Raw genomic sequence first — 18,021 nt, forward strand, 5'->3', positions numbered from 1 at the left:
ACTTCCACAGCGCGATCTTGCCGACGAGGCGCATGAAGCCGGAGATCAGCAGGAAACTCGCGACATAGAGACCGAGGAACTGCGTCGCGAGACAGAACAGGACGGTCGGCACGAACACGGCCGCCACGCGGCGGAGCTGCGCTTGTGTGACGAAAGTCTCTCGCGCTTCCTTGCGCGAGAGGAATGCGGCGATCAGGCCATAGATGCTGGCCCCGCCAAGGATGACCGAGAGATAGAACGGGAAATAGCCGGGCTGCGGGCCGGTCGCTTCCCAGCCCGCGCCGGTACGCCAATTGTCGTAGCCGAGCGTCACGGCCAGCGCGAGCAGGAGGAGAGAGACGACGACGTCAACAGCGCGAACGCTGGTCACCGCAGGCGAATTATCATCCGGCGCGGTCGGGTCTTCGACGACGATTTCAATATCGGTATTGGACATGATCTCTCGCGGCTAACGTCATCATCTGTCTTCGGTAGCGGGGCAAGGCTAGGGGCGACGGCTCACGGCGCCGCGAATCCGGCTTCGGTCATGAGCGACTTGTTCAGCGCGTCATCTTGTTCGAGAAATTTGAGCATCTCCTGCCCCTTGAGGAAGATCGGCTTCAGCGCCTGTTTCTCCATGTAGTCCCGGTACTCGGGCGTCTGGGAAATCTTCTGAAACAGGTCGACGTAGAACGCCTGCTGCTCCTGGCTGACCTTGCCGGGCAGGAACATCGCGCGCAGCATCAGATATTGCACGTCGAGGCCTTCTTCCTTGCAGGTCGGAATATCGTTCCACGACTGCGTTTCGGTCACCTTGCCGGTGTAGGAAATTCGTTCCTTGTCGAACACGCAGAGGGCGCGGACCTGGCCGGCGCGCCAGACTTCGAGATTTTCGCTGGGGTTGTTGACGTTGGCTTCGGTGTGGTTGCCGACCAGTTGGGTCGCGGCTTCGCCGCCGGATTTGTACGGCAGGTAGGAAAACTTGGCGCCGGTCTTCTTCTCCATGAAGATCGTGAGCACGTGGTCCTCGCGTTTGGAGCCGGTGCCGCCCATCTTGAACGGCGCGCTCGCCGCCTTCGCGGCCGCGATGAACTCCTTGACCGATTTTGGACCGCCCACATTGTCCCACAGGACGAACTGATCCATCGCCACGACGGCCACAGGCGTGAGATCGCGCCAGTTGAAGGGAATCTTCGCCGACAGCGGCAGCATGTAGATCAGCGAATAGGCGATCAGCACCTTATTGGCATCGCCATCGCTGGACTTCATGTACATGAGCGCTTCGGCACCGGAGGCCCCACCCTTCAGGGACACCACGACCGGCGCCTTCATCAAGCCGTTCTTCTGGATCGCCGCCTGCATCATGCGGGCCATCTGGTCCGAAGCGCCGCCGGCGCCCGCCGCAACCACGATCTCGACCGGTTTCGTCGGCTCCCATGCCTGCGCCGGCGCGGCTCCCGCGGCCAGCAGCAATCCAACGACAGCACTTGTTACCTTGCGCATATTCCCTCGCTCCCGTGATTTGTCGGCGCTTACGCCCGATGTTCTTGATTGCTCCGCCGGCTTCGCTGACAGAGCCCAGCAGCCGACGGAATTCGCGAAATGATGAATTCGTCGACGGACCGGCAAAGCCCGGTCCGCCGATGGCGCTACCGGCCCACCACTTTGAGCGGAGCAGGATTGTTGGTTTCGGTCCGGCCTTCGAGGTAGCTCATCGCAGCCGCCACGCCGCCTGCGCGATGCGGCACGCCGGCGACCGACAGCCCCATCTCGACACCGGTGAGCGCACCGAGCAGCGTCAGCGCATTGCATTCGCCGAGATGGCCGATGCGGAAGACTTTTCCCGCGACCTTCGACAGGCCCGAGCCGAGCGACATGTTGTAATTGTCGAGCACGACTTTCCGGAACTGATCGGCATCGTGTCCCGGCGGCATCAGCACCGCGGTGAGCACCGGCGAGAACTCCGAAGGCTCCTGGCACAGCACTTCGAGGCCCCAATGATTGACGGCAGCGCGGGTTGCGGCGGCAAGCCGCTGATGCCTGGCGAAGACGTTGGCGAGCCCCTCCTCGAGCAGCATCGCGATCGCCTCGCGCAGGCCGTAGAGCAGATTGGTCGCCGGCGTATAGGGGAAGAAGCCGTTGGCGTTGGGCTTGAGCATCTCCTCCCAGTCGAAATAGGAGCGCGGCATCTTGTTGGTCTTCGCCGCCGCGCGCGCTTTCTCCGAGATCGCGTTGAAGCCGAGGCCGGGCGGCAGCATGAAGCCCTTCTGCGAGCAACTGACGCTGACGTCGACCTTCCACTCGTCGTGGCGATAGTCGACGGAGCCGAGCGAGGAGATGGTGTCGACCATCAACAGCGCGGGATGCGAGGCGCGGTCGATCGCGGCGCGGATCTCCGCAATGCGGCTGGTCGCGCCGGTCGAGGTCTCGTTGTGCACGACCATGACGGCCTTGATCGCCCGGGCCTTGTCCTCGGTCAGCCTGGCCTCAATGACGGCGGGGTCCGCGCCACGGCGCCAGTCGCCGGGCACGAAGTCGACCTCGATGCCGAAGCGGCCGGCCATCTGCCGCCACAGGGTGGCGAAATGGCCGGTTTCGACCATCAGCACCTTGTCGCCCGGCGACAGCGTGTTGACGATCGCGGCCTCCCAGGCGCCGGTCCCCGACGATGGGAAGATGATGACCGGCCCCTTGGTCTGGAAAATTGTCTGGCTGCCTTCGAGCACGGCGCGGCCGAGCTCACCGAACTCCGCGCTGCGGTGGTCGATCACAGGCATGTCCATGGCGCGCAGGACGCGCTCGGGGACCGGGCTCGGGCCCGGAATCTGAAGGAAATGGCGTCCCTGATGCATGCAAACCTCCCTGGCGGCGGATTCTGGCCGGCTTCGACGGCTATTTTGCATTCATTTTTTGTCCTTTCAATCGAAATCTGGTATTCGATTGTGAACATCGACGCGACTATTTGAGCAAACTATTGTGCGGCATATGAAATCCACGATTCCCGACACCGGGGTTCCGATCGCCCCGCCGGCCGCAAACGGCGGCGACCGCCAGGACAACCGTCACGAGGCCTCGCTTCACGGCGAGATTCTGGCGCGGCTGCGCGACTACGTGGTCGAAGGCAATATTGCGGAAGGCGCACGCGTCCCCGAGCGGCAGCTCTGCGAGATGCTCGGCATCTCCCGCACACCCCTGCGCGAGGCGCTCAAGGTGCTCGCCGCCGAGGGGCTGATCGAGCTATTGCCGAACCGCGGCGCACGGGTGCGCCAGCTCAGCCCGCGCGACATCGAGGAGCTGTTCGACGTCATGGCGGGGCTAGAAAGCCTTGCAGGCCGGCTTGCCTGCGAGGCCATTACGGACGCGGAAATCACCGCAATCGAGCAGTTGCATTACGAGATGTACGGCCACTATTTGCACCGCGACATGCACGGCTACTTCCAGACCAATCAGTGCATCCACGAGAGCATCGTCGCGGCCGCCCGCAACGAGACGCTGAAGACCGCCTACGCCAACTTCGCCGGACGGATCCGCCGCGTTCGCTACTCCGCCAATTTCGCCCGCAAGCGCCAGCGCTGGGCGGAGGCGATGCGCGAGCACGAGGCGATCCTCGACGCGCTGCGTCGCCGCGCCGGCAGCGAGCTCAGCGACATCCTGTTCCAGCACCTGCGCAACAAGCGGACGGCGGCGATCGAGCACCTGACCGAGCCGCCGGAGGATGCGCCAGCCACGCCTTAGGGGCGGTCGGCTTGCTCATTTTGAATTCATAATATAATCGGTCTGGAACCATAATGAATAACTCAGCAAGGCTCAGGCCTCGCTGAGGCAGTCCGGGATCAGGGATGACAAACGCCTCCTCGCTCGAACGGCGCCTGCGCGCGGAAATGACCGGCGATGTGCTGTTCGACAGCTTCAGCCGCGGCCGCTACGCCACCGACGCCTCGTTCTACCAGATCGTGCCCGCGGGCGTAGCGGTCCCCAAGACCATGGACGAGGCCCTGCGGGCACTGGCGATCGCCCGCGAGGAGGGTCTGAAGGTCACCCCGCGCGGCGGCGGCACCTCGCAATGCGGGCAGACCGTCAATGACGGGCTCGTGGTCGATCTCTCGAAACACCTCAACAAGATCCTGTCGCTCGACGTCGCGGGCCTGACCTGCGTGGTCGAGCCCGGCATCGTGCTCGACGACCTCAACCGCCAGCTCAAGAAGCATGGCCTGTGGTTTCCGGTCGACGTCTCCACGGCCTCGCGCGCCACCATCGGCGGCATGGCCGGCAACAATTCCTGCGGCGGCCGCTCGCTGCGCTACGGCACCATGCGCGACAACACGCTGTCGATGGAGGCCTCGCTCGCCGACGGCACGCTGAGCCGGTTCGGCGAGGTGTCGCGTGACCTCTCGGATAGCGACGCCGGCGACAGCACCCGCGCCCTGTTCCGCGACATGCTCGATCTCGGTACGCGCGAGGCCGACGAGATCGCCGCGCGCTTTCCCAAGGTGCAGCGCCGCGTCGGCGGCTACAATCTCGATGCGCTCACGCCGCGCAACGCCCGCAACAACATGGCGCACCTGCTGGTCGGCTCCGAAGGCACCCTCGCCTTCACCACCAAGGTCGAGCTCAAGCTATGGCCGGTGATCCGCAACAAGGCACTGGGCGTCTGCCATTTCGGCAGCTTCTACGAGGCGATGGATGCGGCCCAGCACCTCGTCAAGCTGAAGCCGATCGCGGTCGAGCTGGTCGACCGCACCATGATCGCGCTCGGCCGCGACATCGCGATGTTCAAGCCGATCATCTCCGCCGCCATCAAGGGCGATCCGGACGCCGTGCTGGTGGTCGAATTCGCGGAAGAAGACCAGGCGGATAATCTGTTGCGCCTCAGACAGCTCTCCGAGCTGATGGGCGATCTCGGCTTCGGCTGGACCAACGACACGCGCAAATGGGGCGGCGTGGTCGAGATATCAGAGCCCGCGCTGCAGGCCGGCATCGCCGATTTCCGCGCCGCCGGTCTCAATGTCATGATGTCGATGAAGCAGGAGGGCAAGCCGGTCTCGTTCGTCGAGGACTGCGCTGTGCCGTTGCCGCACCTCGCCGACTACACCGCGCGGCTGAACGAGGTGTTCGCCAGGCACGGCACCAGCGGCACGATGTATGCGCATGCCTCCGAGGGCTGCCTGCATGTGCGCCCCGTGCTGAATTTGAAGCTGGAGAAGGACGTCAAGGCGATGCGGGCCATCGCCGAGGAGGCCTTCGCACTGGTGCGCGAATACAAGGGCTCGCATTCCGGCGAGCATGGCGACGGCCTGGTGCGCTCGGAATTCCACGAGACCATGTTCGGGACACGTCTCGTCGCCGACTTCCGGGAAGTGAAGCAGCGCTTCGACCCCGACGGCGTGCTCAATCCCGGCAAGATCGTCGACGCGCCCAAGATGGACGACCGCTCGCTGTTCCGCTTCAAGCCCGACTATCGCGTCGGCGAACTGAAGACGAAGCTCGACTGGTCCGCCTGGCCCGGCGCCGGCGGCGGCTTCCAGGGCGCGGTCGAGATGTGCAACAACAACGGCGCCTGCCGCAAGCTCGAGGGCGGGGTGATGTGCCCGTCCTACCGCGCCACGCGCAACGAAAAGGACGTCACGCGAGGCCGCGCCAACACGTTGCGCCTTGCGATCTCCGGCCAGCTCGGCCCCGATGCGCTCTCGTCCGACGAGATGATGGAGACGCTGAAACTCTGCGTCTCCTGCAAGGCCTGCCGCCACGAGTGTCCGACCGGCGTCGACATGGCCAAGATGAAGATCGAGGTGCTGGCGGCGCGCGCCGCTTCCCACGGCCTGACGCTGCGCGACCGGCTGGTCGGATATCTCCCGCGCTATGCCGGCCTTGCAGCGCGCTTTGCGCCGCTTGCCAATTTGCGCAACCACAGCCCGCTGCTGCGAAAACTGTTCGAGCGCTTTGCCGGCATCAGCGCGCGCCGGGCGCTGCCTGCCTTCCGCAGCGACGTGTTCGTGGCGCCCGCGGAGGCGGTTGGCCCCGAGACCGGCCGCGAGGTCGTGCTGTTCACCGACACGTTCAACCGCATCTATGAGCGCGAGAACCTCGAGGCCGCATTGCGGGTGCTCGCGGCCGGCGGCTATCGCGTGCACATGCCAAAACCGGCGACCGGCAGCCGCCCGCTCTGCTGCGGCCGCACCTTCCTGTCCGCCGGTCTGGTCGATGAAGCGAGATCCGAGCTGGATCGTCTCGTGGCTGCGTTCGCCCCCTTCGCCGCGCGTGGCGTGCCGATCGTGGGCCTCGAGCCGAGCTGCCTGCTGACGCTGCGCGACGAGCTCGCCTCGCTGCGCAAGGACAACGATGCCAAGGCGGTCGGCGCGCATGCCCTCACCTTCGAGGAGTTTCTGGTGCGCGAGGCCGAGGCCGGCCGGCTGCAACTGCCGCTCGGCACAGTCGCCGACAAGGCCGTGGTGCACGGCCATTGCCACCAAAAATCCTTCGGCGCCTTCAAGCCGGTCGAGCAGGTGCTGCGGCTCGTTCCGGGCCTCGAGGTGGAGACCATCGAGTCGAGCTGCTGCGGCATGGCCGGCGCGTTCGGCTATGGCGCCGACACCTATGACGCCTCGATCGAGATGGCCGAGCTGTCGCTGCTGCCCGCCGTGCGGCGCGCAGATCGGAATACGCTGGTGGTTGCCGACGGCACCTCCTGCCGCCATCAGATCCACGACGGCGCCCAGCGCGAAGCCCTTCACGTCGCGCGCGTGCTGGCGATGAGCCTCGATCGCGCCGGGACCCATTCCACCGCTCCAGCTCAAAAGGAAACCGACCATGGCTGACCTCACGCTCGACACCGCCCGCAAGATCCTCGACGCCGCCTTCGCCAAGTCCGGCGAGCTCAAGCTGAAGCCGCTGGTCGTCACCGTCCTCGACGCCCGCGGCGTGCTCAAGATCGCTGCGGCCCAGGACGGCACCAGCCTGATGCGTGCCGAGATCGCCCACGGCAAGGCCTATGGCGCGCTCGCGATGGGCATGGGCTCGCGCGCCCTGTTCCAGCGCGCGCAGGAGCAGGCCTATTTCATCGACGCCGTGAACACCATTGCCAAGGGCGCGCTGGTGCCGGTCCCCGGCGGTGTGCTGATCATGGACGGCACCACCCTGCTCGGCGCCGTCGGCGTGTCCGGCGACACCTCCGACAATGACGAGGCCTGTGCGGTGGCGGGCATCCAGGCGACCGGGCTCAAGGCCAACGCGGGGTAGTTCGTCATTCCGCGGCGCGCGAAGCGCGAGCCCGGAATCCATCAGGCAACAGACGACGCGGACAAATGGACTCCGGGCTCGCGCCAAGCGGCGCGCCCCGGAATGACGGTAGCGCGTAGACACCTACAAGCCCTCGTGCCGCCCGACGGGCAAAACACCCCACCCCTCGGTCAACCGCGGCGCGTCAAAATATTCGCCTTTACAGAATTTCCGTTTTACCGCATTCTGTCGCCATCCTGATCCCGTGACAAGGGGCGGTCGTACGTCGTCACGAACCGCGGATCGGGCTGCGGTGGACGCTGGCAGCGCCGTCGCGGATGTGAGACGCAGGGCGGGGCGATGGATTGAGCCGAACCCCGTGAGCGTCCCGCAAGCCGCGTTGTACGAACGGCGCTCGATGCCTGCGAAGCCCTTGGGCGAAGACGCCCTGAGGTGGAGCGGGAAGTCTGCGTACGGCAAAACCGTGTGGTCCTGGCCGTCGTTGCTACGGTCAAGCCCCCGCGAATGCGGCGTCGCTTCAACCGAGGCGCGCCCGCGACTTTCGCGAGGCGACGGAGGCAAGCAGGAACTCGTCTCCGGGGAGAGCACGCATAAGCCGTCAACCCACTGCGCAGGGAAGGCCGGATGTTTCGGCTGCCCTGGATCGCTCCTGTGCCTTGCGTGTGCATCATTCTTGCACGGGAGTTTTGCGGGTGCCAGCCGGCACCCGGCCTTCCCTGCGCCCTTTGTTTGAGAGGGCGTGATGAAGAGAGCAAAGCTCGGGCGCAACACGCCGCGAGAAGGCGAAGGTGCGTCTGCTGTTTGAGATGCGAATTGGAGATGGAGAGTGTTTCAATGCAGGGCCGCAGAGCGCGTTACGCCATCCCGTCACCCTGAGGTGCGCACTCAGCGGCGCAACCGCGCCGTTGAGCAAGCCTCGAAGGGCGACGGCCCGGCTGCATCTCGGCCGTTCATCCTTCGAGGCTCCCGGCGCGTTGCTGGTCGCATCACACCGCTCGCACCTCAGGATGACGGATGACAAGCAGCCCTCGCCTTTACCTCCCCGTCCAGACCGGCTTGCGCTTCTCGCTGAACGCCTTCAGGCCCTCCTTGGCGTCCTCGGTCATCGCCAGCAGCGCGATCTGGCTTTCGGTGTAGGCGATGCTTTCGTCGAACGACATCGAGGCGATGGCGCGCATGGCATATTTGCCGCGGCGGATCGCGGTCGGGGACTTGTCGACGATGCGGCCGATCAGCCAGTCGACCTTGGCATCCAGCTCGGCCGTCGGCACCGCGTAGTTGAGCAGGCCCGCCGCCTGCGCCGCCCTGGCGTCGAACGGTTCGCCCGTGAGCGCCCATTCGTTGACGAGGCGCGGCGGCGCGATGTTCTGCAACAGGCTCAGCACCTGCATCGGGAACACGCCGACCTTCACCTCCGGCAGGCCGAAGACGACGTGATCGGCTGCAACCGCCATGTCGGTCATGCACAAAAGGCCCATCCCCCCGGCCATGCAGACGCCGCCGACCCTAGCAATCGCGGGTTTGGTGGCGTTCTGTGACAAACGTAACAGATCGGCATAGTCGACATTTGGTCTAGAATGGTCCATCGCGAAAGCGGCGCCGGAATTCTGCAAGTCCGCGCCCGCGCAGAACGCCTTGTCGCCCGCGCCCGTCAGCACGATGACGCGGACGTCCTTGTCGTCATGCGCGTCGCGATAGCCTTTGGTGATGCCGGCGATGACGTCTCCGTTCAGCGCGTTGCGTTTCTCCGGCCGGTTGATGGTGATCCAGAACGCCTGCCCGCGCTTCTCGGTGATGATTGCTGTGGTGTCGGTCATGGTCCACTCGCTTCCTTGCCTTTCGATCTGCCGCCATTTGCGGCAGGACGGGCGGCGCGCGCAAGGGCAATCTGCAACGCTGTGTCGGCGCAGCGTGTGGGCACAAATTCGCGCGCCGATTGGACGACGGGGCACGACCGCTATCCCGACCGGAGACCTTGATCACCAATGAGCCATTTCATGCGCGCTGCGATGATGTTGTTGCTGGCAGGCCTGCTCGCAGTCGGAGCGAGCCCCGCATGCCGCGCGGCCGATGCCGCCAAACTCGCGCTGGTGATCGGCAACGCCAGATATCCCGACAACGAATTCGTGCTGAACGACGTCGTCAACGACACCCAGGACGTCACTGAAGAATTGAAGCGCAGCGGCTTCGTCGTCGACCGGCAGAGCAATCTCACGGCGGACGCCATGCGGCAGGTGCTCGATCGCTTCTATGCACGCATCGAACGCGGCACGGTGGCGCTGATCTTCTTCGACGGCTTTGCCATCCAGTCCAACCGGCAAACCTATCTGCTCCCTGTCGACGCGCAGATCTGGACCGAGCCGGACGTGGCGCGCGACGGCTTCAGCCTCGACACCATCTTGGCCGAGATGAACACCCGCGGCGCGGCGATCAAGATCGCGCTGATCGACGCTTCGCGCCGCAATCCGTTCGAGCGGCGCTTCCGCCGCTACTCGGCGGGCCTCGCGCCGGCGATCGCGCCGAGCAATTCGCTGGTGCTTTACTCCGCGGCGCTCGGCGCGGCTGCGGCCGGAGGCAAGACCGATCACAGCCTGTTCGTCGCCGAGCTGCTTCGCGAGATCCGCGCCCCGAACATCAGCGCCGAGCAGGCCCTGACCAACACCAAGAACGGCGTGGTCGCCGCCACCAAGCGGGAACAGGTGCCGTGGCTGTCGTCCTCCCTGACCACGGAATTCTCGTTCGCAGGGTCGGTCGCCCAGCCTTCCGACAACAAGGCCGGCGACCCGGTGCCGACGAAACCCGAGAAGCCGGTCTGCGTGACGCCGCAAGCAGAGCCCACCCCGAGCGCCGACGATCTCACTCGGGATCCGGTCATCGCCGATCTCAGCCGCAAGATCGCGGCGAACGCCAATGACATCGCCTCGCGTTACAAGCGCGGCCAGGTCTATGCGATCAAGCGGGCCTACACGCTCGCCATGCAGGATTTCGACGGCGTGATCCGCAGGCAGCCCCGCGATGGCGAGGCGCTCAACAACCGCTGCTGGACGCGCGCTGCCACCGGCGACCTGCAGGGCGCGCTCGCCGACTGCAACCTGGCGCTCCAGATCGATCCCGGCTTGAGCGATGCGCTCGACAGCCGTGGTCTCGTCAACCTCAAGCTCGGCCGGACCAACGAGGCGATCAAGGACTACACCGACGCGATCCAGCGCAACCCGCGCTCGTCATCGTCGCTGTTCGGCCGGGGCATCGCCACCCGCAGAGGCGGCGGCGACGGCGCCACCGATATCGCGCAGGCGAAGTCCATGAACCCCGACATCGCGAAGGAGTTTGCCGGCTACGGCGTCACGGAGTGCAGCCCCTAGACGACGGCGGCCTTCCTGATCCAGACCTTGTTGTCGTGGAAGGCGGCCCCACCAATCGGCGCGACGGTTTCGGCGCCTGTCAGCATGTTGATGCCGCGTCCGCCGATATGGTTCTTGTTGGGATGAACGGATTCCGCGACCAGCACGCCGCGCCGCACGCCCTCGAACAGCGTCGCCACAAGCGAGGTCTCGCCGCGGGTGTTGCCGAGCGTCACCGCATCGCCGTCGGCAATGTCGAGCGCGGCGGCATCCAGGGGATGGATCATCACGCTGGCCTTGCCCTCGCGCGCCTGCGAGGACGGCGTCTCGTTGAAGGTGGTGTTGAGGAAGCTCCGCGACGGACTGGTCGCAAGCCGGAACGGATGGGCCTGGTCGGAGTGCTCGATCACGGCCCAATGGTCCGGCAGCGACGGCATATTGCCGACATCGCCCATCGTCACCCCGAACGGCGGATGCGCCCAGTCCGCCCTGAAGTGGAATTTGCCGTCGGCATGCGCGAAGCCGTCGAGATAATGCGAGGTCCGGAAGTCCGGTTGCAGGTCGCGCCAGAGGTCGGCTTCGAGGCCGCCGATGTCGCCGTGGTTGCTGAGCTTCAAGGTCGCGTCGATCAACTCGCGCGGCGTCATCTCGAAACCCCGATGCTTCGCGCCGAGCCGCGGCGCCAGCGCCTGCAGCACCTCGTGGTTGGAACGGCATTCGCCGGGCGGGTCGATCAGCTTCGGCCCGACCGAGATGTGCTGATGGCCACCGCCGTAATAGAGATCGTCGTGCTCCATGAACATGGTCGCCGGCAGCACGATGTCGGCCATCAGCGCCGTCTCGGTCATGAACTGCTCGTGCACCGCGACGAACAGGTCCTCGCGCGCAAAGCCCTCGCGCACCAGCGCCTGCTCCGGCGCCACCGTCATCGGGTTGGTGTTCTGGATCAGCATCGCCTTGACCGGCCCCTTGCCGTACAGGGCCTCGGCATCACCGGTGAGGATGCGGCCGATCTTGGACTGGTCGAGCGCGCGGACGCTCTGGTCGATCGCATCGTGGCCTTCGATGATGGATTCGTTGAAGTGCCACAGCGCGTAATTGTTGAAGAAGGCGCCGCCGCCTTCATACTGCCAGGCGCCGGTCACCGCAGGAATGCAATTGGCCGCGTGCATCTGCGTCGCGCCGTTGCGGCTGCGCGTAAAACCGTAGCCGAAGCGGAAGAAGGTACGCTTGGTCTCGCCGACCGCTTTCGCGAAGGCTTCGATTTCCGCAACGGGCACGCCGCAAATCGCGGACGCCCATTCCGGCGTGCGGGTCTGCAGATGCGCCTCGAGCTCGGCGGGGCAGTCGGTGTACTTGTCCATATAGGCGCGGTCGGCATAACCGTCGCGGAACAGCACGTGCATCACGCCGCAGGCGAAGGCACCATCGGTGCCGGGCCGCAGGATGATCTTGATGTCCGCCTGCTTCATCGTGTCGTTGTCGTAGATGTCGACTGCCGCGATCTTGGCGCCGCGCTCCTTGCGGGCGCGCGCGGCGTGCGTCATCACGTTGACCTGGGTGTTGACGGGATTGGTGCCCCAGATCACGACGAGATCGGACAACGCCATTTCGCGCGGATCGGCGCCGGCGATCTTGCCGGTGCCGATCGCAAAGCCGATGCGGGCGACATTGGCGCAGATGGTCTGGTAGAAGCGCGAATATTTCTTCACATGGGTGAGACGGTTGAGACCGTCGCGCATCACGAGGCCCATGGTGCCGGCGTAGTAATAGGGCCAGATCGATTCTGCGCCGAATTCGCGCTCGGCCGCGTTGAAGCGGTGCCCGATCTCGTCCAGCGCCTCGTCCCAGGAAATGCGCGCGAATTGTCCGGAGCCCTTCGCGCCCGTGCGGCGCATCGGAAATGTCACCCGCTCGGGGTGATGGATGCGCTCGGCGTAGCGGGCGACCTTGGCGCAGACGACGCCGGCCGTGTAGGTCTGTTGCTTCGAACCTCGGACACGGCCGATGCTGCGACCCTCGACCACCTCGACATCGAGAGCACAGGCCGACGGGCAATCGTGCGGACAGGTCGAATGGCGGATTTCGATTTTGGCGTGCTGGTTCATGTCTCAGTTCGTAACACCAAAATACCTGCCAGCCGAGGGCATTTATCCGGCAACGCCCATGCGATTTGCTCAAACCGTGCGCGACTGCGGTTCCTGCTGCGACCGCGAAAGGCGGCGCAATCACACCGAAAACCTCCCGATATTCCCCGCCCGACCGACTTTGTAAGGCGTCGACAGCCCGCATTCCCTGCCGCTACAGTGCCGGCCAACAAGAACGACATCAGGGAGGTGGGCATGACGGCCCGAAGATTCATGCTGGCGCTGGCTGCCGGCCTGCTCGCCGTGGTCCCGGCCGCCCCTTCGTCCGCGCAGGATTATCCGTCCCATGCGGTGCGGATCGTCGTGCCCTTCGGGGCCGGCGGGCCGGCCGACGTCGCAGCCCGGCTGATCGGCAACGTGCTCCAGGAGAGCTTTGGCCAGCCCTTCGTGATCGAGAACCGCACCGGTGCCGGCGGCGTCATCGGCACGATCGAGGCGGTGAAATCTCCGGCCGACGGCTACACACTGCTGATGATGTCGAACACCCAGACGGCGAATGAATCGCTGCTGACGCCGGACAAGCGCAAATACGAATTGATGCGCGATCTCGCGCCGATCGCACCCGTGAACTATTCCGATCTCGTCATCGTGGTGAACCCACAGGTTCCGGCGAGGACGCTGGCCGAGTTCATCGCACTCGCCAAAGCGCAGCCAGGCAAGCTGAACTACGCCTCCTCCGGTCAGGGCACGCCCTATCACATGGCCGGCGAGCTGTTCAAAGCCATGGCCGGCATCGACATCGTCCATGTTCCCTATCGCAACAGCGGCGAGGCCCGCAGCGGCGTGATCGGCGGACAGGTGCAGATGATGATCGACGCGGTGCCGGCGATGGCGCCTAACATCGCCGAGAACCAGGTCCGCGCGCTCGCCACCACCGGCAAGCAGCGCTCCACCGTGCTGCCGAATGCACCGACCGCGATCGAGGCCGGTGTTCCCGGCTACGAGGCCACGATCTGGCTCGGCCTGATGGCACCATCAGGCACGCCGAAGCCCGTGATCGACAAGCTCAATGCGGCCGTCAACGCCATGGTGAAGCGACCCGACATCGTCAAGCTCTGGACCGAACAGGGCGCCGTCCCCATGTCGATGACACCGGCGGAATTCGACAAATTCCTGCGCGGCGACATCGAGAAATGGGCCGATGTCGTCAAGAAGTTCGACAAGTCCTGAGGCTGCTCGGCGATCATGTCCACGATTCAGTTCCAGCTCAACGGCGCGGCCACCGCCGTGGATGCCGATCCGGACCGAGTGTTGCTCGATGTGTTGCGCAGCCAGCTCAGCGTCACCAGTCCTCATTTCGGCTGCGGCGCCGGTGCGTGCGGCGCCTGTCACGTCATGGTCGACGGCCGCGCGATGACGTCCTGCGACATGCCGATGTGGTCCGTCGCAGGCAAGGACGTCGTCACGGTCGAAGGGCTCGGGAGCGCCGAGCATCCGCATCCGCTGCAACGGGCCTTCATCTCCGAACAGGCGATGCAGTGCGGCTATTGCGTCTCCGGAATCCTCGTCAGCGCGGCTGCGTTGCTGCAACGCAATCCGTCCCCGACGGAGGCCGAGGTTCGAACAGCGCTCGACCGCAATCTGTGCCGCTGCGGGTCGCACAACCGCATGGTCCGCGCCGTGCTCCGCGCGGCGGCGGAGATGGCGGCGTCATGAGCTTGCCATCCCCAGCCCCGAAGCTGCCGGTGAGTCTCGTGGCCAATCCCAGGCTATCATCATGGCTGCGGTTGACCGAGGGCGGCCGTGTGGCGATCTCGCCCGGCAAGGTCGAGATCGGCCAGGGCATCGTCACGGCGCTGGCGCAGATCGCCGCGGATGAGCTCGATGTCGATATTGGCCGCATCGATATGGTCCGCGCCTCGACCGCGACGAGCCCGAACGAAGGCGTCACCTCAGGCAGCCTTTCGGTCCAGCAGTCGGGCCGCGCGCTGCGCCAGGTCTGCGCCGAGGTGCGCCAGCGCTTCCTCACCGCGGCATCGGAGCGTCTCGGCGTCGATGCGGTTTCGCTCGAGGTCGATGACGGCGCCATCTCGGGGCCGGGCAATGTCAGGACCAGCTATTGGGAGCTGGCGGATGACGTCTCGCTCGATCTCGACGCCACGGCGGGCGTGAGCGCGAAGCGCATTGCGAGGCGCAGCGTGGCAGGACATTCGGTCCAGCGCGTCGATATTCCCGACAAGGTATTCGCGCGGCGGCGCTTCATCCACGATGTCGCGTTTCCGGGGCTAATGCACGGGCGCGTGCTGCGGCCGGAGATTTCGGGCACCAGATTGATCGCACTCGATGAGCAGACGGCGCGCGCGGTCCCCGGCCTCGTTGCGATCGTCCGCAACGGCGGTTTTGCCGGCGTGGTCGCCGACAGCGAGACGGCGGCGGAAACCTCACTCAAGGCTTTGCGCAAGGCCGCGACATGGTCGGCCGGCGAGCCGCTGCCGGATGAAGACGATCTGGCGGGCTTTCTCAGGAGCCAACCGGTCGAGACCACCACCATCGACACCAGGACGGCGGAGTTGGCCCGCAAGCCCGCCCAAACCCTCCGTCGGCAATACACCCGCCCCTACATCGCCCATGCCTCGATCGCACCGTCCTGTGCGATGGCCCAATGGGACGGCGAGCACGTCCATGTCTGGACGCACAGCCAGGGTATTTATCTGCTCCGCGCCGATCTCGCGATCGTGCTCAAGCTCCCGGCCGAGAACATCGTGGTCGAGCACATGGAAGGCGCCGGCTGCTACGGGCACAACGCGGCCGACGATGTCGCGCTGGATGCCGTGCTGCTGGCCAAGGCGGCAGGTAACCGTCCGGTGCGGGTGCAGTGGTCGCGCCACGACGAGATGTCCCACGGCCCATTCGGCGCGGCGATGGCCATCGAGATCGAGGCCGATCTCGATGCCGAGAACGAGATTGTCGGCTGGCGCCACGCGATCTGGAGCAACGGTCACGCCGCAAGGCCGGGACGCGCGGCACAGCCGGCGCTGCTGGCCGCCACCGAGATCGCAAATCCCTATCCGCGCATGATCTCGACCAACCCGCCGGCGGCCAATGGCGGCGGCGGCGACCGCAACTCCGTTCCGCTCTACGATCTGCCGGCCTGGACGATCACCAGCCATCGGCTTCTGACCATGCCGGTGCGGACCTCGGCGCTGCGGACGCTCGGCGGGCAAGGCAATGTCTTCGCCATCGAATCCCTGCTCGACGAGATCGCGGCCTTGCGCGGCGAGGATCCGATCGCATTCCGCTTGCGGCATCTGCGCGACGAGCGGGCACGCGGCGTCATCAACGCCGCGGCGCGACGCGCCGGATGGAAGCCGGAGAAGCGTCCCGGCATCGGTCACGGCGTCGGCTTTGCCCGTTACAAGAACATGGGCGCCTATTGCGCCGCGATTGCCGAGATCGAAGGCGCGGACGACATCCGCGTCAAACGGCTGACACTCGCAGTCGATGTCGGCGAGGCCATCAACCCGGACGGCGTGATCAACCAGATCGAGGGCGGCGCGATCCAGGCGACGAGCTGGGTGCTGAAGGAGCGTGTCCGCTTCGACCGGACCCGCATCACCTCGGCCTCATGGACCGATTATCCGATCCTGACCTTCAGCGAGGTGCCGGCAGTGGATGTCGAGATCATCCAGCGGCCGGAGATCGAGCCGGTCGGCGCCGGCGAGGCCGCGCACGGCCCGGTGACGGCGGCGATCGCGAATGCGGTGTTCGACTGCCTCGGTGTGCGCGTGCGCGACCTGCCCATCACGCGCGACAGGATCATTGCAGCGATGGAGCGTGCGACTTGACGACACTGAGCATTTTGAGCGGCGGCGCGGCCCAAGGCCTGGTGCGCGGACTTGCCGAGGCCTTCAAGGCGCAGACCGGTTTCGGCATCGACGGCGAGTTCGGCGCGGTTGGAATCATGGCCGACAAGCTGCGCGCCGGTGCGTCGGCCGATCTCGTGATCCTGACGCAGGCGCTGCTGGCGAAGCTCGCCAGGGAGGAGCTCGTCATCCCCTCCTCGATCGCCGATGTCGGCCGGGTCGAGACCGCACTGGCCGTCCGCAGCCGCGATCCCAGGGTGGTGGTGAAGACGGAATCCGATTTGCGCGACGTGCTGCGTTCCGCCGAAGCGATCTACGTCCCAGATACGAAGGCTTCGACGGCGGGCCAGCACGTCGCAAAGGTACTGGACCAACTCGGCATCGCCTACGAGGTCGCCTCGCGCCTCAAGATCTTTCCGAACGGCGCAACCGCGATGCGTGAGCTTGCCAACTCGACCGCGGCGCGGCCGATCGGCTGCACCCAGGCCACCGAAATCATCGCAACCGACGGCATCGCGCTGTCAGGCTCGCTGCCGCCGGGATGCGAGCTGGTGACGATGTACACGGCCGGTGTGACGGCGCGGGCCGCGCATCCGAAGGAGGCCGCCGCGCTGGTCGCGCTGCTGACCGGCGCAGACCGGAGGGAGCTACGCCAGCGCGTGGGCTTTGCCGGCTAAGCCGCTGGCCTATTTGTGCAGCTGGGTGAGACCGGTCGGCGGACCGTCGACGGCGGTCCAGCCGCCATCGACGAACATCGTGCTGCCGCTGACATAGCTCGCGGCATCCGAGGCGAGATAGGCAACGGCGGTCGCGACCTCGTCGGCGCTGCTCCAGCGGTTGAACACGGTATGGCCGGCGTAGAGATTGTAGATGTCGGGCCGCTGCTTGAACGGACCGGTGAGCGCGGTCTCCGCGATGCTCGGCGCGATCGCATTGACGCGCACGCCAGCATGGCCGACCTCGGAGGCAAAGCCCTTTACCAAGAGGCCGATCGCCGCCTTGGTCGAGCCATAGACGCCAAGGCCCGGCTCGATCGTCACCGCGCGCACCGAGGAGCAGGCGATGATGCTGCCGCCCTTCTGCGCGACCATGATGCGGCCGAAGGCCTGGAAGAACCAGACGGTGCCCTTGACGTTGAGGTTGAGGACGCGGTCGAGATCCTCCTCGGTGTAATCGAGAATGGTCTTGCGGATGTTGAGCCCGGGCGTCGTCACGGCGATGTCGAGCCGCGGAAATTTCTGCATCACGGCCTTGGCCAAGGCGTTGACGTCCGCAGCGCTCGCGGCATCGCAAGCGGCTGCTTCCGCCCAGCCGCCCTTGTCACGGATGCCGGCAGCGGTCGCCTCCGCCGCATCAAGCGCGCGATCGGCGCAAACGACGCGGGCGCCGAGCCCGGCCAGCGCCTCGGCCGACGATTTGCCGATCCCTGAGGCGGCGCCGAGCACCACGGCGGTCTTGCCGGTGAGATCGAAGAGCTTGCGATAGTCCGTCACTGAATGGTCTCCTGCGTTGCTG

At 65.9% G+C, this 18,021-nt stretch carries 14 protein-coding genes; 8 read left to right on the forward strand and 6 right to left on the reverse strand.

Annotated features, from left to right (window positions below):
* The 3 genes from Q0743_RS22465 to Q0743_RS22475 all read right to left on the reverse strand — a co-directional run.
* Positions 1-436 (reverse strand): tripartite tricarboxylate transporter TctB family protein (locus Q0743_RS22465; protein WP_298243665.1); only part of this gene is annotated, 436 nt, incomplete at its 3' end.
* A gap of 62 nt (positions 437-498) precedes the next feature.
* Positions 499-1,482, reverse strand: coding sequence for a tripartite tricarboxylate transporter substrate binding protein (locus Q0743_RS22470; protein ID WP_298243666.1), 984 nt, complete (start codon positions 1,480-1,482; stop codon positions 499-501).
* 146 nt (positions 1,483-1,628) lie between these two features.
* Entirely contained in the window at positions 1,629-2,882 is a 1,254-nt protein-coding gene (locus tag Q0743_RS22475; protein ID WP_298243667.1) for an alanine--glyoxylate aminotransferase family protein, read from the reverse strand.
* Positions 2,883-2,964: 82 nt separating this feature from the next.
* Between Q0743_RS22475 and Q0743_RS22480 the strand changes: the two genes are divergently transcribed.
* The 3 genes from Q0743_RS22480 (at position 2,965) to Q0743_RS22490 (ending at position 7,215) form a co-directional block, all read left to right on the forward strand.
* Complete coding sequence (locus tag Q0743_RS22480; protein WP_298243668.1) at positions 2,965-3,714, forward strand: GntR family transcriptional regulator; 750 nt, start codon at positions 2,965-2,967, stop codon at positions 3,712-3,714.
* A gap of 104 nt (positions 3,715-3,818) precedes the next feature.
* Entirely contained in the window at positions 3,819-6,794 is a 2,976-nt protein-coding gene (locus Q0743_RS22485; RefSeq protein ID WP_298243669.1) for an FAD-binding and (Fe-S)-binding domain-containing protein, read from the forward strand.
* Positions 6,787-7,215 carry a heme-binding protein gene (locus Q0743_RS22490; RefSeq protein WP_298243670.1) on the forward strand — a complete coding sequence of 143 codons (429 nt, stop codon included), beginning with the start codon at positions 6,787-6,789 and terminating at the stop codon, positions 7,213-7,215. The genes Q0743_RS22485 and Q0743_RS22490 overlap by 8 nt, the downstream gene beginning before the upstream one ends.
* A 1,034-nt stretch (positions 7,216-8,249) precedes the next feature.
* Here Q0743_RS22490 and Q0743_RS22495 read toward each other — a convergent pair.
* Positions 8,250-9,032 carry an enoyl-CoA hydratase/isomerase family protein gene (locus Q0743_RS22495; protein ID WP_298243671.1) on the reverse strand — a complete coding sequence of 261 codons (783 nt, stop codon included), beginning with the start codon at positions 9,030-9,032 and terminating at the stop codon, positions 8,250-8,252.
* Between the two features lie 168 nt (positions 9,033-9,200).
* On the opposite strand from Q0743_RS22495, the gene Q0743_RS22500 reads away from it, so the two are divergent.
* Positions 9,201-10,577, forward strand: a complete 1,377-nt coding sequence (locus Q0743_RS22500; RefSeq protein ID WP_298243672.1) for a caspase family protein — start codon at positions 9,201-9,203, stop codon at positions 10,575-10,577.
* Here Q0743_RS22500 and Q0743_RS22505 read toward each other — a convergent pair.
* Positions 10,574-12,664, reverse strand: coding sequence for a molybdopterin oxidoreductase family protein (locus Q0743_RS22505; protein ID WP_298243673.1), 2,091 nt, complete (start codon positions 12,662-12,664; stop codon positions 10,574-10,576). The two genes, Q0743_RS22500 and Q0743_RS22505, sit on opposite strands and share 4 nt — an antisense overlap.
* 234 nt (positions 12,665-12,898) lie before the next feature.
* Between Q0743_RS22505 and Q0743_RS22510 the strand changes: the two genes are divergently transcribed.
* The 4 genes from Q0743_RS22510 to Q0743_RS22525 are packed head-to-tail and all read left to right on the forward strand — an operon-like array spanning position 12,899 to position 17,183.
* The gene (locus tag Q0743_RS22510) at positions 12,899-13,873 is read left to right on the forward strand and encodes a tripartite tricarboxylate transporter substrate binding protein (RefSeq protein WP_298243674.1); all 975 of its coding nucleotides are present in this window, start codon (positions 12,899-12,901) and stop codon (positions 13,871-13,873) included.
* A gap of 15 nt (positions 13,874-13,888) precedes the next feature.
* Positions 13,889-14,359 (forward strand): (2Fe-2S)-binding protein, encoded by a 471-nt coding sequence (locus tag Q0743_RS22515; protein ID WP_298243675.1) that lies wholly within the window; start codon positions 13,889-13,891, stop codon positions 14,357-14,359.
* Entirely contained in the window at positions 14,356-16,488 is a 2,133-nt protein-coding gene (locus Q0743_RS22520; protein WP_298243676.1) for a molybdopterin cofactor-binding domain-containing protein, read from the forward strand. Before Q0743_RS22515 ends, Q0743_RS22520 begins: the two co-directional genes overlap by 4 nt.
* Positions 16,485-17,183, forward strand: a complete 699-nt coding sequence (locus Q0743_RS22525) for a substrate-binding domain-containing protein (protein ID WP_298243677.1) — start codon at positions 16,485-16,487, stop codon at positions 17,181-17,183. The genes Q0743_RS22520 and Q0743_RS22525 overlap by 4 nt, the downstream gene beginning before the upstream one ends.
* 9 nt (positions 17,184-17,192) lie before the next feature.
* Here the strand turns inward: Q0743_RS22525 and Q0743_RS22530 are convergent, their stop codons facing one another.
* Complete coding sequence (locus tag Q0743_RS22530) at positions 17,193-17,999, reverse strand: SDR family NAD(P)-dependent oxidoreductase (protein WP_298243678.1); 807 nt, start codon at positions 17,997-17,999, stop codon at positions 17,193-17,195.
* Positions 18,000-18,021 lie beyond the last annotated feature (22 nt).

Source organism: uncultured Bradyrhizobium sp. (assembly GCF_936943645.1).
Classification (GTDB): Bacteria; Pseudomonadota; Alphaproteobacteria; order Rhizobiales; family Xanthobacteraceae; genus Bradyrhizobium.

Bases quoted from the DNA above. Each gene is read 5' to 3' on its own strand.
- Q0743_RS22495 (WP_298243671.1), bottom strand. From the start codon at position 9,032: ATGACCGACACCACAGCAATCATCACCGAGAAGCGCGGGCAGGCGTTC.
- Q0743_RS22510 (WP_298243674.1), top strand. From the start codon at position 12,899: ATGACGGCCCGAAGATTCATGCTGGCGCTGGCTGCCGGCCTGCTCGCC.
- Q0743_RS22490 (WP_298243670.1), top strand. From the start codon at position 6,787: ATGGCTGACCTCACGCTCGACACCGCCCGCAAGATCCTCGACGCCGCC.
- Q0743_RS22505 (WP_298243673.1), bottom strand. From the start codon at position 12,664: ATGAACCAGCACGCCAAAATCGAAATCCGCCATTCGACCTGTCCGCAC.
- Q0743_RS22520 (WP_298243676.1), top strand. From the start codon at position 14,356: ATGAGCTTGCCATCCCCAGCCCCGAAGCTGCCGGTGAGTCTCGTGGCC.
- Q0743_RS22480 (WP_298243668.1), top strand. From the start codon at position 2,965: ATGAAATCCACGATTCCCGACACCGGGGTTCCGATCGCCCCGCCGGCC.
- Q0743_RS22475 (WP_298243667.1), bottom strand. From the start codon at position 2,882: ATGCAAAATAGCCGTCGAAGCCGGCCAGAATCCGCCGCCAGGGAGGTT.
- Q0743_RS22500 (WP_298243672.1), top strand. From the start codon at position 9,201: ATGAGCCATTTCATGCGCGCTGCGATGATGTTGTTGCTGGCAGGCCTG.
- Q0743_RS22470 (WP_298243666.1), bottom strand. From the start codon at position 1,482: ATGCGCAAGGTAACAAGTGCTGTCGTTGGATTGCTGCTGGCCGCGGGA.
- Q0743_RS22515 (WP_298243675.1), top strand. From the start codon at position 13,889: ATGTCCACGATTCAGTTCCAGCTCAACGGCGCGGCCACCGCCGTGGAT.
- Q0743_RS22485 (WP_298243669.1), top strand. From the start codon at position 3,819: ATGACAAACGCCTCCTCGCTCGAACGGCGCCTGCGCGCGGAAATGACC.